The following is a 14,298-nucleotide window of genomic DNA, read 5'->3' on the forward strand; positions in this document are numbered from 1 at the left end:
TACAGCAACCGGCGCCAAGGCGCCGGCCGTTCAGATCTTTTGCAAATGCGACAAACGCCGGCGCTCAGACCGCGCCGGTTTCGTCGACCTTTGCCCGGTCTTCCGGCAGACGTTCACCAGTGACCATGTAGTAGACGTTCTCGGCGATGTTGGTCGCGTGGTCGCCAATGCGCTCGATGTTCTTGGCGCAGAACAGGAGATGGACGCACTGGGTGATGACGCGCGGATCTTCCATCATGTAGGTCAGGAGTTCGCGGAAGATGGACGTGTAGATCGCATCGACCTCGGCATCGGCTTCCTGAACCCGGCGCGCGGCTTCCGCATCCTTGCGGGCGTAGGCATCCAGCACCTGCTTGAGCTGGGACAGTGCCAGTTCGGTCATGTGTTCGACACCAATCGCGAGCTTCTTGTTCTGCAGGTCGCTGTCGATGGCGATCACTCTCTTGGCCACGTTCTTGGCAAGATCGCCGACACGTTCCAGGTCGTTGGCAATGCGGGTGGCAGCGGTGATTTCGCGCAGGTCCTGCCCCATCGGCTGGCGGCGCACGATCAGTTCGATCAGCTTCACTTCAAGTTCGTTGTAAAGCGTGTCCAGACGGATATCGCCCTTGATCGTCGCCTTGGCAAGCTCCAGATCCTGCGACACCAGCGCAGAAACCGCATCGGCAAACGCCGTCTCGGCAATGCCGCCCATTTCGGCAACCTTGCCGGCCATGGCCGTCAATTCGTCATCGTAAGCCGTGACTGTATGTTCAGACATCCTGTGTCCCCTTCAGAAACCTAAAAAATGCTTAGCCGAAGCGGCCCGTAATGTAGTCCTGCGTACGCTTGTCCTTCGGATTGGTAAAGATGTCCTCCGTCAGACCTTCCTCCACCAGAACACCAAGGTGGAAGAACGCGGTACGCTGAGACACACGGGCAGCCTGCTGCATCGAGTGGGTCACGATCACGATGGTGAAGTTTTCGCGCAGTTCGTCGATCAACTCTTCCACCTTCGCGGTTGCGATGGGGTCAAGCGCCGAGCACGGTTCGTCCATCAGGATCACTTCCGGGCTCACGGCAATTGCACGCGCGATGCAAAGACGCTGCTGCTGTCCGCCCGACATGCCGGTGCCCGGCTCGTCCAGACGGTTTTTGACTTCTTCCCAAAGGCCGGCCTTCTGCAGGCTGGACGCTACGATTTCATCCAGCTCGGCCTTGCTGCGGGACAGGCCGTGGATCCGCGGACCGTAGGCGATGTTGTCGTAGATCGACTTCGGAAACGGGTTCGGCTTCTGGAACACCATGCCGACCTTTGCGCGCAGCTGCACCGGATCGACCTTGGGATCATAGATATTCTCGCCATCGATCTTGATCGAACCTTCGACACGGCAGATGTCGATGGTGTCGTTCATGCGATTGAGCGTGCGCAGGAAGGTCGACTTGCCACATCCGGACGGGCCGATGAAGGCCGTTACGGAGCGCGGCTGGATTTCGATGTCCACGTCCTTGATGGCGTGTGTATCGCCATAATAGACCTGCACCTTGTTCGCGGAAATTTTGCTTTCGGTCATGGTTTTCGCCTGTTCAAAATTCGGCATCTCGTTCATCGGAGCTATCCTTACCAGCGGCGCTCAAACCTGCGGCGCAGGATGATAGCGATAATGTTCATGGTCATGAGGAACACCAGCAGCACGATGATCCCGCCCCATGCGCGCTCATAGAATGCCGGATCGGCGCGTTTCGCCCATTCGTAGATCTGGGCCGGCATGGCCGAGTTCGGAGAGAAGAAACCGGCGGCCACACCATCGGGGAAGTTGGAGGCGATGAAGCCGACCATCCCGATCAGCAGCAGCGGAGCTGTTTCCCCAAGGGCCTGCGCCAGACCGATGATCGTTCCGGTCAGAATGCCCGGCATGGCCAGCGGCAGCACGTGGTGGAAGATCGACTGCATCTTGGAGGCACCGATCCCGAGGGCCGCATCGCGAATGCTCGGCGGAACCGCCTTCAGCGAGGCGCGGGTTGAGATGATGATCGTCGGCAGTGTCATCAGCGTCAGCACCAGGCCACCGACCAGCGGTGCAGACTGCGGCAGGTGCATGAACTGGATGAACACCGCCAGGCCAAGGATACCGAACACGATGGACGGCACTGCAGCCAGGTTGGAGATATTCACCTCGATCAGATCGGTGAACTTGTTCTGCGGTGCGAACTCTTCCAGATAGATGGAAGCGGCGACACCGATCGGCAGCGACAGGAACAGCACCACCAGCATCATGAACAGCGAGCCAATCATGGAGGCCCCGATGCCGGCCTGTTCCGGGCGGCTGTCGGACGCATCGGTTCCGGTGATGAAGGACCAGTTGAAGCGCTTTTCCAGAAGGCCGGCAGACTTCATCTGATCGACCAGATCCAGATGCGCCGCATCCAGGTTCTTGTCTTCCGCAAGGTCTTCCCGCTTGACGCGGCCCTTCAGGTAACCGTCGACGCGGGACGAGGCGATCAGTTCGAAGGTGACGGTCGTCCCGATCTTGTCCGGATTGGCCAGTGCATAATCACGAACCGTGGCGGCAGCACCTGACGAGAACAGCTTCTGCAGGTCCTTGGCCGACATGTCGGTTGCGATGTTGGCACCAGCGAGTTCCTTGGCAAAGGCGTCGTCGATGATGGCCCGGTATTTGGATGTCTTGACCACCGACTTTTCCGCATCGTCGATCTGCTGCTGGTTGAGCGGAACATCCACCTTGACGAAGGTCTGGCTGAAGGCGCCGAGACCGTTGGAGAGGATTGCCCACAACAGCGCGACGAGGAAGAACAGGCCAATGCCGATGGCAATGATGCCATAGAGCTTGAAGCGGGCTTCAGCGGCGTTGCGCTTTTTCGTCAGCGGATCGAGTTCGAGGATCGACGTGATCTTGTTCGGGGTCGGAGCACTGGTCTTGCCCGACGGAGGCGTAAGGGTCGTGTCGGTCATTAGTCGTACTGCTCCCGATATTTGCGCACGATGTAGAGCGCGACGATGTTGAGCCCCAGGGTCACGACGAACAGGGTCATGCCGAGTGCAAAGGCGACCAGGGCTTCCGGGGAGGCAAAGTCGGCGTCGCCGGTGAGCTGGCTGACGATCTTCGCGGTCACGGTGGTCATCGCTTCGAGCGGGTTCATGCTGAGCCGGGCGGCAGCGCCCGCACCCAGAACAACGATCATGGTTTCACCGATGGCGCGCGAGGCCGCCAGCAGAATGGCGCCGACGATGCCCGGAAGAGCCGCCGGCAGAATGACCTGCTTCACGGTTTCCGAATGGGTGGCGCCAAGGCCGAGCGATCCGTCACGCATGGCCTGGGGCACGGCGTTGATGATGTCGTCGGAAAGCGAGCTGACGAAGGGGATCAGCATGATGCCCATGACGGCGCCCGCGGTGAACACCGAGGAGGCACCGGACATCCAGCTGACGCCGAGCGCGCCGCCGGAACCGAAGACGTTCATCAGAAGCGGGCCGACCGTAAGCAGTGCGAAGAGACCGTAAACGATGGTCGGGATGCCGGCCAGGATCTCAAGCAAAGGCTTGGCGACGGCGCGCACGTGCGGCGTCGCATATTCGGACAGGTAAATTGCGGCGAACAGACCGATCGGCACCGCAACGGCGAGCGCGATCAGGGAAATATACATGGTCGCCCAGATCAGCGGCACGATGCCCAGCTCCGATCCGCCGCCGAAGCTCGGCGCCCAGGTCAGGCCGAAGAAGAAGTCCGCGGCCGGATAGAGCCGGAAGAACTCGACCGTGTTGAAGATCAGTGACAGCACGATGCCGACAGTCGTCAGGATGGCGATGGAGGCCGCAGCGATCAGGATGTAACGGACAACCGTTTCCACCACGTTGCGGGCACGGAAATCCTTGTTGGTGCGCATCACACCGACAGCAAAGCCGATCACACCGGCAGCCAGAACGGCGATTGTGCGCAGCAGCAGACCGGTGCCGGAAATGCTGCGGTAGGTCTGTGCCGCTCGCAGAGTTTCGGCGGTTACCTCGGACCCGAGCGCAACGCCGATCTCGCCGAGACGGCTGCGCACGTCGGTCAGCTCGGTACGGATGGAAGACGCCATATCGGCTGACATGGCACCTTGAGAAACGGCAAGGTCGAGACCTTCAGCAACACGCACGACGTCGCTCATGATGAGATCGAGCGAGCTTGCGGCAATGGTCTCTTCGGAAATCTTTGAAGATACCTGACTGTCCAGAACGATCGGCTGGATGATCAGCCATGCCACGAGCAGCAGGAGAGCGGGAACCAGTATCGAAACGACAACGTTCCAGCCGTAGTAGCCAGGTAGGGAATGGAGCTCTCGCGAATCCCCTCCAGCAGAACTTAACGCTTTTCCGCGGCCGACTATGTATCCGGCGACAGCCAGAACCAGCAGCGCAATAAGAATATAGGGAAGTGACATAGGGCGACCCAACCGGCAAAGAAGAAAGAAAGGGCGGCCGAAGCCGCCCTTTCGGAAAGATGTGCTTAGTTGCCCATCGTTTCTTCGGCTTCGACGGAAGCCTGCGTAGCGGCAAGCTCCGGATCGGAAACCAGGCCATACTGGGCCAGCGGGCCGTCGGGGCCAGCGATTTCGTCAGAAACGAAGAACTGAGCGTATTCTTTCAGGCCCGGGATCACGCCGATGTGTGCCTTCTTGATGTAGAAGAACAGCGGACGGGAAACCGGATACTCACCAGCTGCGATGGTTTCGGTGGACGGAGCAACGCCGGCCATGGTTGCCACTTTAAGCTTGTCGGTGTTGTTTTCGTAGAAAGCCAGACCGAAAACGCCAACGCCATTCGGGTTGGAGTCGATGCGGGCCAGGGTTTCGGTGTAGTCGCCGTCGATGTCGACAGACTTGCCGTCGGTGCGGACCGCGATGCAAGCGTCTTCAGCGTCGTCTTCGGACATGCCGCTGTCGATCATGGCCTTCAGAGCGCCGGATTCTTCACAGCCGACAGCCAGAACTTTTTCTTCGAACACTTCACGGGTGCCGTGCTTGGTGCCCGGAATGAAAGCAGCGATTTCTGCGTCCGGCAGGGCGGCGTCAACTTCGGACCACTTGGTGTACGGGTTGTCGACGATCTGACCGTCCTTCAGGACTTTCGGAGCCAGAGCGTTGAACCACTGAACCTGGGTGAATTCGTTGAAAGCCGGGCCGTCTTTCTGGGAAGCGAAGACGATGCCATCGTAGCCGATGCGGACTTCGATGATGTCTTTCACGCCAGCTTCGGCACACGCCTTGATTTCTTTCTCGCGGATTTTGCGGGAAGCGTTTGCGATGTCGATGGTGTTTTCACCAACACCGGTGCAGAACTTCTTCAGACCTGCAGAGGAGCCGCCGGACTCGACAACCGGGGTCGGGAAGTCGGTGTTTTCGCCAAATGCTTCAGCAACGATGGAAGCATAAGGAAGAACCGTGGAAGAACCAGCAATCTGCACCTGGTCGCGGGCCTGAGCCGAACCAACGAATGCAGTGGAAGCAACGGCAAGAGCAGTTGCGCTAACGAGGGTCGTAAATTTCACTTGACCACTCCCTTTGAATGTCAAGGTTTCTAGATGATCACCGCGCTTAGATCTGCACGAGCGATGCGGGGAACCTAGGCTCCACGGATGAGAGTTCTATGACAGTTCTTTTTCACTTTTGTGACAATTTAAGTTATTGATTTCGTTCGACAAAATCCGCTCCTTGACGGTTTTATGTCGCAAACGGTCACAAAAACAGGCCTCAGAGCGCACGGTGTGCATCTCTCACCTGTCTCGGCAAAGTTGGCAATGACGCTTTTTAGTCAGCCCGACTTCTCTGGCTCGATCAGGCATGCTCCGTGGCATCTGCCGCTACGGCCAGTGAAGGTTATGCGGCCTGGTTCGGTCTGCTCAGAGATGCAGAGCCGGAAGCGCCTGTGCCTCGGCAGCCTGCTGCCTGCGTTTTTCCGCGGACAGGGGAATCAGTCCCTTGCCCGCCAGGTAACCGTCATCGCCCCAGGCTTCCTCGCTGGTGAAGGCGGATACATAGGCCTCCATGCCGGGAATAAGGCCTACATGTTCCTTCTTGATGTAGAAGAACAGCGGGCGGGACACCGGGTATTCACCAGATGCAATTTTTTCGAAAGTCGGCTCGACCCCGTTGACGCCGACGCTCTGGATCTTGTCGCGGTTCTGCATCAGGAAGGAATAGCCGAAGATGCCGACCGTCACGGGATTGGCTTCCAGCGCACCGACGATCAGATCGTCATTTTCGCCAGCCTCTACAAAGCTGCCGTCCCGGCGCATTCGGGTGCAGCCCTCTTTCTCAAGATCCTCGAGCGTCTTGCAGCCCTCTTCCATGACGAGTTCCTCGAACGCATCACGTGTTCCGGACGTCGGCGGCGGCCCCAGCACCTCGATCTTTTCCTGCGGCAACGTGGCATCGATATCTGACCAGGAGAGATTGGGATTGTCGACGAGTTGGCCGTTCTCCGAAAGCGTCTCTGGAAGCTTCTCCGCCAGGGCTTCGAAGATCTGCTCGACCGTGAGGGTGAATTTTGGTCCCTTGCGTGAGTTGGCCAGGACGATGCCGTCATACCCGATTTGCACTTCGACGGGCGTGACACCGTTGGCGTGGCAGGTTTCCAGCTCGGAGGCCTTCATGCGCCTGGAGGCGTTGGTGATGTCCGGCGTGTGCTCACCGACGCCGCTGCAGAACAGCGCAAACCCCGCACCGGACCCTGTAGATTCGACAATCGGGAACTTCATACCGCTGTTGCCCACCGCTTCCGCGACAGCGGTTGAAAAGGGAAACACCGTCGACGAGCCGACGATGAGTAGTCGATCGCGCGCTTCTGCGCTCAGGGACGCCAGGCAGAAAAGGCCACACAAGGCAGCGCGAGCTGAAAAACATATCGGCACGTCAAAACTCCAGGGCGAATAATGCGGGCGCGATCCGGAACGCCATTTTTCCTCCGGGCGGATCGCCTGGCCGGTCACAAAACACTGTTCTGATCTTACTGAGGCAATCCTCTAGCAGCTTCCCGTCTCAGGAATACGACAGTCGACTGTGCGCCTTCAGGCAGAGATCTTCTCGGGCAGATCTTCCGCGTTCTCCGTGGCAGGCAAACTGACCTTGAACGTCGCCCCCTGGCCCGGTTCGCTTTCCACTTCCAACCGGCCGCGGTGGCGCGTCAGGATGTGCTTTACGATGGCAAGCCCGAGGCCAGTGCCTTTCATCGCCCGGCTCGATTCCACGTCGACCCGGTAGAACCGCTCCGTCAGGCGCGGCAGATGTTCGCGCGGAATGCCCTCGCCGTAATCGCGCACCGACAGTTGCCAGGACAGGGCATCGTGAGGCGCGGTCGGCTTCGAAAGGCCAACGTCAACAAATTTGCCGTCGTGTCCGTATTTCAACGCGTTCTCGATCAGGTTTTCCGTCACCTGGATAAGCTCGTCCCGGTCGCCCTTGATCCGCACCGGGGTATCGGGAAGCTTTAAACGGATCTCGACCCCCATGTCGGTGGCAAGCGGCGACAGTGCGTCGGCGGTGTGCCGCACGATCTCCGACAGATCGACCTCGTTTGCGGGGCGCACATGGGCTTTCAATTCAATCCGGGAAAGAGACAGGATGTCGTCGATCAGCCGACGCATTCGCCCGGCCTGATCCAGCATGATCGACAGGAACCTGTCCCGCGCCTCCGGATCGTTGCGGGCGGGACCTTGCAGGGTTTCGATAAAGCCTGTCAGTGAGGCCAGTGGCGTGCGCAGTTCATGGCTGGCATTGGCGACAAAATCCGTGCGCATGCGTTCCAGCCGGCGGTTCTCGGTCAGATCCTGGATCACCACCAGAATAAAGTCCGGCAGTTTCGGGACCTTTTCCTGCACACCGCTGCCGGGCATGTAGATCGGCGAGATATGAGCCTCGTACCAGGTTTCGGTCGGCACTTTCTCGATCCAGCTTATCTTCTCTGCTTCACCGGTGGCGCAGACACGGTCGAACGCTTCCAGCAGTGACGGCGCCCGCAGCGAAAAGGACAGAGGATCACCGGGTTTCACGCCTTCATAAATCGACAGCGCAGGCTTGTTGACATAGCGGGTGATGCCCCGCCCGTCGGCAACGAAACAGGGGGTTGGCAGCGCATCAACGGTGACCTTCATGCCCGTACCCGGCCACATCCTGCGGATTTCACGCTGAGCATTCAGCTTGACCCTGCGGCTCGATGACTTGCGGGGAACGAAGCAGGCGACGACAACCATTGCCGCCATGACCAGCAGTCCCGTCGTCAAAGGCACTTCATGCAAGACGACGGCACCAGTGGTGGCGGCAAGCGCGAACAGCAGAATCCAGCGGGCTTCGCCGAGTCTGGTCAGGGGCGATGCAGCCTGCCGATCTTCAGCGGGCTCTTCGATTGGCGAAGGCGGTTGGGTCATGGAATGTCGAGCGGATTCGTTTCAGCGGTTGGTCTCCCGAGTGCAGACACTATTTCGACGTCTCAGTAAATTCGCAAGGCCGGAATAGGGAGATCGGGGCAGCATGGATGATTTCACCTAACATGGAAAACATGTCATCCAAGCGACAAAAAGCGACTTTCCTGAAAGCGCACTCACTGACGCTGGAAGGCGGTGTCCGGTTTCAGTTTGCAGCGCCCGGAACCGTCACCGCGCAGCCCGCCATTCAACGGCTTTTCGGCAAGGGATGCCTGGCAACCGCCTTCAGATTTTCCAGAATCCGGGGCCAGCCATCAGCCTGGCGCATGTGTTCCAGATATTCCGCTCCGGCTTCGCCATGCCTTAAAAACTCGCTATGGACGATTTCCAGACGCGTGCTGTCTCCAGCTTCACGGAAGTTGACCATGACACGGCTTGCTGTTGCAGGATCCGCGACTTCCTCGCCATCGCGGCTGACCTGCCAGGCAAGGCGGATGTAGAGTGGAGGCTCCAGAGACAGGACGGTGCCCCAGATCCTGTGCTGTCCGCCGGCGTCGATCTCATAGCAGCTCCCGCCGGCATAGGGATCGATCCCCGCCTGCACCTCCCCATCTCCCGCGTCCTTGAATGGAGTAGTCCACCACAGGTCGAGCCGGTCGACAAACAGTGAAAACGCCTCAGTTCGTGGGAGATTCAAGATGCCTTCGACCCGGCACTCGGTGTCATGTGTCATTTTTTTCCGTCAAATTCGTTCTTTCCAACCCCAAACGCACTGTTTCACATTTAGGCCCGGCTTGGCAAAGTAGCGCTTCCCTAGCCGATTCAAACGTCAGATACATGACGTGCAGATCCACCCGGATAGCGCAAGGCCGCTTGCCTGCGCGCAACAACGAACCGGAGATAACATGAAGCACGATCGCGCGTTTGATCCGCAGTATGGAACCGCCGTCGAACTGTTGCCGGGCGTGCGTCGGCTGACGGTAAACAATCCGGGCCCTTTCACCTTTCACGGCACCAACAGTTATCTTCTGGGGACCAGTCGGTTGATCTGCGTCGATCCGGGACCTGCTCTGGAAGGACAGGTCGAAACCATCCTGAAGGCTGCGCAAGGCGCGTCCATCGAAGCGATCCTGGTGACGCACACGCATGTGGATCATTCACCAGGGGCACGGCTGTTGAAAGAAAGGACGGGGGCAGAGATCATCGGATGCGGCCCCCACCGGCCAGCGCGTGCGCTTCTGGAAAACGAGGTCAATCCGCTCGATGCCAGCGGAGACAAGGACTATGCACCCGACAGGATGCTTGAAGACGGCGAGATATTCGAGGCCGCCGGCATATCGCTGGAAACCGTTGCCACCCCCGGCCATACGTCCAATCATCTGTGCTTTGCCCTCACCGGCGAACCGGTTCTGCTGTCAGCGGATCATGTCATGGGCTGGTCGACATCGGTGGTCGCACCGCCTGATGGCAGCATGCGGGACTACATGGCCTCCGTCGACAAACTGCTGGCCCGCGCGGAAGATATCTATCTGCCGGGGCATGGTGGCATGGTCCGCAACGCGATTGAGTACGTCCGCGACCTGAAGCGCCACCGGCTCGACCGGGAAGCTTCCATCCAGCGGGAACTGGCGAAAGGTGAAAGATCGATCCCGGAAATCGTTTCGGTGCTTTATGCCGCCGTCGATCCGGCGCTGCATCCCGCGGCAGGTCTGTCTGTCTTCGCGCATCTGGAAGATCTTGCGGACCGTGGCCGTGTGGAGGCCAACCCTGAGCTGTCGCTGACCGCCCGCTATCGTCTCACCGGTTGAGGCTGCGGGCGATCAGCCTTCAAGATCGATCGCATCGAGACCTTCGGCAACCGGCGCGTCCTCATCCTCGAAATATGGTTTGAAGCTCGGCAGCGGAATTGTTTCGCGCAGGTCCTCCACCGGTTCGGCCGGCAGGTCCTCTTCCAGCTCTGTCTCGTCCACGGACAATCTCGCCAGATCGCCATAGGTCTCCAGCAACACCCGGTCGATTTCGCCGAAGACCAGACGAATACGATCCGCATTGTCGGTCAGGTCTTTCAGCGGCGTACGTGAGCGCGAGCGGACATCGAGCAGCGCGCCAACGGTATCCGGGCGAATGCGCAAGACGATGTCGTGTTTCAATCCCAGTATCCGCGAGGTGCCTTCTGCCTGCAGATAGGTCGGCGCATCCAGGAGATCAGGCGGCAATTCATCAACGACCTGCCAGTTCAGCGCTTCAAGCGCCTTGGCGCTGGCCGCGTGAAGCTGCGCCGTGGAAATACGGTATCTGCGGGGAACGATGTCCGGATAGAGGCGATCTTCCATCGACGTGCCGGCCACGCTCCTATCCGGCCCGGCGCCGGTATAGGCCGCCACACTCGGCCAGACGTCTTCCACCAGCACCGTGTTCAGCCAGTCGAGAAACGGCTGATCGTCGGAAATCACCGTCGTTTCCAGGCTGGGCGGATCGGTCCGATTTGTCGCAAGGTCGCTCGCGCCAGCGTGCATCACCAGCATGCCGACGACAAGCACGGGCGTTGCCAGTGCAAGCATGCCCAGAAACAGTCCGGTGAGCGCTGCCGGAACGCCAGGTCCGCCATAGGTCCAGATCCGATGAAAGCCAAACAGCGCGAGCAGGATGGCGCTGAGCGCAATCGTTGCCGCTGCGATGAGCGACAGGACGAAGACGTCCGCTTCGATGAGGCCGAACCGCTTTGCCAGAAAGGCAATTGCCGCAAGCGCCAGCGCCACGGAGCCAGCCGTTCGGCTTGCCGGTGCTGAAGCTGTTTTGTAAACGGCGTAGCGCTTCATGAGATCCCATCTCGCCTGGGCTGCCGCATCTGCGCGGCATGCTGTCCACCTGATTGTTTCTTCGTTTACAGCCAAATTGTCAAAAATGAACTTCACTTCGGCGGCGAACACATCATACATTCCTTCCGGGCAAACGATAAACGTGCAAGCAAGACACGCCGGAATGACAGTTTCAAATCGGGGTAAGGCATGACCGGATTGCGGTCCCGCCATACGGCGAATGAACCGGAGCACCGCGCTTCCGGTGACGGAAAACAAAAAACGTTTTCACCTTTTGGCCTTTTCCGGCCGGGCTCTGCCAATATCTGCCTGTGTCACCTGCTTGTTCTGACGCTGCTGCTGTCGCCCATCGCCCTGTCATTTGCCTTCCTCTATGCCGAACAGGGTGGCCGCTGGCAGCAGGCGCATTACCATTATCTGCGAACGACGATTGCGCTTCTGGTCATCGGCCTGAGCGCTGGCGGTCTGATGATCCTGCTTGGAGCGTCAATTTCCTCGGCCCTGATGCTCGCCGGACTGGGCCTTTGCGCTGCCACAGTGCTGCTCAGTTTTGCCCGATCACTGCATGGTTTCTACAGCGCCTTGCGCGGTTCTCCGCTGCGCAATCACAGAAGCTATTTCATATGAACCAACAGTCATATACTTCCCAAGTCGGCAACCTCGCCTGATTGGTAAAGAAATCATTACCGATATACTTCAAATCCACACCGGTTTCGTTACATCTTGTTATCGTTTTTGACTGGCTGATTTCCGCCAATGAGCGCATGCTTTTTGTCATCCGATGCAAAAATCGGCTGAAAGGCGTGTTTTGCGCCTTCCGTTTGCCGCAATTGGATACGACATGCACACCGCCCGCGAGCCATGAATATTTCAACCCAGAGAGCGGGCACTGGAAGAGACAACGGACGAGACAAATGTCTGAGCAACCTGCACGCCCTGCCCCGAAGCAAAACGCTGACGCGAAACTGGTCAACCTCTACAAACCCGTCGGCATCGCAGCCCTCAATGCGGCTGCCCTTTGCAAGAATTCCGGCACGGTGGCAAAGAAGAAAAACTGAGCAGCCGCTGCTGACGCGTCCTGCGCCCAAACCGTCTGCTGGCTTCCAGGTAGCCAGCTGGCCGTGGTGTTGAAAGACGCTTGATTACCGTCGGCATGACCGGTCAAGGATAGTGTTCGGGCATGCGATCGACGCCGATTGAATGTCCGCCTTCCGGAAGCGGAGATGAACCGCGGGTGCCGCAAAGTCACTTCTTTCAGATGGTTGCCGTCTTCCGATCTGTTGGGCAAACTGCCGCCGAACCGGGCACGATTTGTGCCCTCCGGCGGAGATTTCTTGCATGATCATTGCCTATTGCCCGACGGTCAAAGGGTTGGAGCGAATCGAGCTTTCCTCTGGTGCGCCCTTGCCGTCCACATCCGTTTGGATCGACCTGATCGCCCCGACACAGGAAGAGCAAAAGGCAGCCGAAAAGCTGATGGGCGCGGAAATCCCGACGCGGGACGAGATCGCCTCCATCGAAACATCCGAAAGGTTGTATCTGGAACCGGGCGCCGTGGTGATGACCGCACAGCTTCCCATCGCCACCCAGATGATCGACCCCGCCCTTTCGTCAGTCACCTTCGTCGTCAATGCCAAGCGGCTGGTAACGGTGCGTTATGGCGAACCGAAATCCATCGCCCTTCTGTCGCGCAAGGTTCAGGCCGATTCGGGGATCGCCCACAAGGGACCGGCCGTTCTGTTCACGATGCTCGACATTATCGTTGACCGGTGTGCCGACGAAATGGAAAGCGCCTCGGCCCGCTATGACAAACTGGCGGTGCAGGTGTTCGGCGACGGCCTCAACATGCGCAAGACCGCCAGTTATCAGATCGCCATCAAGCAACTGGGGCAGATCGGCTTGCACGTTTCCAAGATGCACGACGTTTGCACAAGCCTGTCGCGGATGATGCTTTACCTCAGCACGCACGCCAAGCGGTTGAACCTGAACGAGGAGCAGGAAGCCGACTGCAAGATGTTCGGCAGGGACATCCATTCCATCAAGGAACATGGCGACGCACTGGATGCCAAGCTGTCCTTCCTGTTGGACGCGACAGTCGGTCTCGTCACGCTGGAACAGAACCAGATCTCCAAGATCTTTACCGTCGTCAGCGTGATCTTCCTGCCGCCGACGCTCATCGCGTCGATCTACGGCATGAACTTTGCCAACATGCCCGAGCTGAACTGGCAACTCGGGTTTCTTTTCTCGCTGGGCCTGATGGTGTCGTCGGTAGCCCTGACGTTCCTGTTCTTCCGCTGGAAACGCCTGCTTTGATCCGACCAACCGTCTGACTGCTTGTTAGCAAGGCCTCACGGACAATCACATCAAGGATAGAGGCGCGCCTTGCTCCAAGACTGATCTGCGGAGGTGCGGGTGAATTGCACCCGGTCATGCAGCCGGAACGGCCTGTCGTGCCAGAATTCGATGGAAAGCGGCACCAGACGCATGCCGGACCAATGGTCGGGCCGCGGAATGTCGCCGATGCCGAATTTGGCGGTGTATTTCGCGACTTCCTTTTCCAGCGCGAAACGGCTTTCCAACGGTCGGGACTGCCTGGACGCCCAGGCACCGATGCGGCTGCCGCGCGGCCGGGAGCGGTAATATTCGTCCGCTTCCTCGTTCGAGACTTGCTCGACCAGGCCGCGGATGCGCACCTGGCGGCGCAGTGACTTCCAGTGAAAGCACATGGCGGCCTTGCCGGCGGAGAGCAGTTCCCGCCCCTTGGCGCTTTCGAAGTTCGTGTAAAAAACGAAGCCGCGTTCGTCGAAGTCCTTCAGGAGAACCATACGCACATTGGGCAAGCCGTCTTCATCGACCGTCGACAGCGCCAAGGCATTGGGGTCGTTGGGCTCTGATGCTCTGGCGTCCTCAAGCCATTCTGCAAAAAGCTCAAATGGTTTCACTACCTCTGTAAAGTCACCTTTTGTTAACTCTTCAGGGGGATCTTTAAGGTCTGTCATCGGTAACCTGTCGAAGGAAACGACAGCCTTTAGAGCGGCATCAAAAGCCGGACCGGGGGGCTGCCTGAAAAATGTATCGTA

The 14,298-nt window shown here is 58.9% G+C and carries 14 protein-coding genes; 4 read left to right on the top strand and 10 right to left on the bottom strand.

Annotated elements, in window-relative coordinates; translation table 11 throughout:
• Nucleotides 1-64: 64 nt before the first annotated feature.
• From phoU to V1T76_RS01605, 8 genes are all read right to left on the bottom strand, one after another.
• On the bottom strand, nt 65-760 hold the full coding sequence (gene phoU / locus V1T76_RS01570) for a phosphate signaling complex protein PhoU (protein WP_330558865.1): 696 nt from the start codon (nt 758-760) through the stop codon (nt 65-67).
• A 31-nt stretch (nt 761-791) separates the two neighbouring features.
• Complete coding sequence (gene pstB / locus V1T76_RS01575) at nt 792-1,589, bottom strand: phosphate ABC transporter ATP-binding protein PstB (RefSeq protein WP_006933578.1); 798 nt, start codon at nt 1,587-1,589, stop codon at nt 792-794.
• Nucleotides 1,590-1,600: 11 nt separating this feature from the next.
• Nucleotides 1,601-2,953, bottom strand: a complete 1,353-nt coding sequence (pstA, locus tag V1T76_RS01580; protein WP_330558866.1) for a phosphate ABC transporter permease PstA — start codon at nt 2,951-2,953, stop codon at nt 1,601-1,603.
• On the bottom strand, nt 2,953-4,422 hold the full coding sequence (gene pstC, locus V1T76_RS01585) for a phosphate ABC transporter permease subunit PstC (protein ID WP_330558867.1): 1,470 nt from the start codon (nt 4,420-4,422) through the stop codon (nt 2,953-2,955). Before pstC ends, pstA begins: the two co-directional genes overlap by 1 nt.
• Nucleotides 4,423-4,487: 65 nt before the next feature.
• Nucleotides 4,488-5,528, bottom strand: coding sequence for a substrate-binding domain-containing protein (locus tag V1T76_RS01590; RefSeq protein ID WP_330558868.1), 1,041 nt, complete (start codon nt 5,526-5,528; stop codon nt 4,488-4,490).
• A 351-nt stretch (nt 5,529-5,879) separates the two neighbouring features.
• Nucleotides 5,880-6,890 (bottom strand): substrate-binding domain-containing protein, encoded by a 1,011-nt coding sequence (locus tag V1T76_RS01595; protein WP_442970067.1) that lies wholly within the window; start codon nt 6,888-6,890, stop codon nt 5,880-5,882.
• Nucleotides 6,891-7,046: 156 nt separating this feature from the next.
• Nucleotides 7,047-8,402 (bottom strand): ATP-binding protein, encoded by a 1,356-nt coding sequence (locus V1T76_RS01600; RefSeq protein ID WP_330558869.1) that lies wholly within the window; start codon nt 8,400-8,402, stop codon nt 7,047-7,049.
• Between the two features lie 244 nt (nt 8,403-8,646).
• Nucleotides 8,647-9,132, bottom strand: coding sequence for an SRPBCC family protein (locus V1T76_RS01605; protein WP_330558870.1), 486 nt, complete (start codon nt 9,130-9,132; stop codon nt 8,647-8,649).
• A 172-nt stretch (nt 9,133-9,304) separates the two neighbouring features.
• On the opposite strand from V1T76_RS01605, the gene V1T76_RS01610 reads away from it, so the two are divergent.
• Complete coding sequence (locus V1T76_RS01610; RefSeq protein WP_330558871.1) at nt 9,305-10,207, top strand: MBL fold metallo-hydrolase; 903 nt, start codon at nt 9,305-9,307, stop codon at nt 10,205-10,207.
• Between the two features lie 12 nt (nt 10,208-10,219).
• Here V1T76_RS01610 and V1T76_RS01615 read toward each other — a convergent pair whose 3' ends face one another.
• The gene (locus V1T76_RS01615; protein ID WP_330558872.1) at nt 10,220-11,218 is read right to left on the bottom strand and encodes a DUF1499 domain-containing protein; all 999 of its coding nucleotides are present in this window, start codon (nt 11,216-11,218) and stop codon (nt 10,220-10,222) included.
• Nucleotides 11,219-11,407: 189 nt separating this feature from the next.
• Between V1T76_RS01615 and V1T76_RS01620 the strand changes: the two genes are divergently transcribed.
• The 3 genes from V1T76_RS01620 to V1T76_RS01630 all read left to right on the top strand — a co-directional run bounded on the left by V1T76_RS01620 (nt 11,408) and on the right by V1T76_RS01630 (nt 13,531).
• A complete protein-coding gene (locus tag V1T76_RS01620; protein WP_330558873.1) occupies nt 11,408-11,845 on the top strand; it encodes a hypothetical protein in 438 nt (145 codons plus the stop codon).
• A 41-nt stretch (nt 11,846-11,886) separates the two neighbouring features.
• Nucleotides 11,887-12,276 (top strand): hypothetical protein, encoded by a 390-nt coding sequence (locus V1T76_RS01625; RefSeq protein ID WP_330558874.1) that lies wholly within the window; start codon nt 11,887-11,889, stop codon nt 12,274-12,276.
• Nucleotides 12,277-12,556: 280 nt separating this feature from the next.
• The gene (locus tag V1T76_RS01630) at nt 12,557-13,531 is read left to right on the top strand and encodes a magnesium transporter CorA family protein (RefSeq protein WP_330558875.1); all 975 of its coding nucleotides are present in this window, start codon (nt 12,557-12,559) and stop codon (nt 13,529-13,531) included.
• 50 nt (nt 13,532-13,581) lie between these two features.
• Here the strand turns inward: V1T76_RS01630 and pdxH are convergent, their stop codons facing one another.
• Entirely contained in the window at nt 13,582-14,217 is a 636-nt protein-coding gene (gene pdxH, locus V1T76_RS01635) for a pyridoxamine 5'-phosphate oxidase (protein ID WP_330558876.1), read from the bottom strand.
• Between the last annotated feature and the right edge of the window lie 81 nt (nt 14,218-14,298).

The sequence above is a fragment of the Roseibium sp. FZY0029 genome, assembly GCF_036350355.1.
GTDB lineage: Bacteria > Pseudomonadota > Alphaproteobacteria > Rhizobiales > Stappiaceae > Roseibium.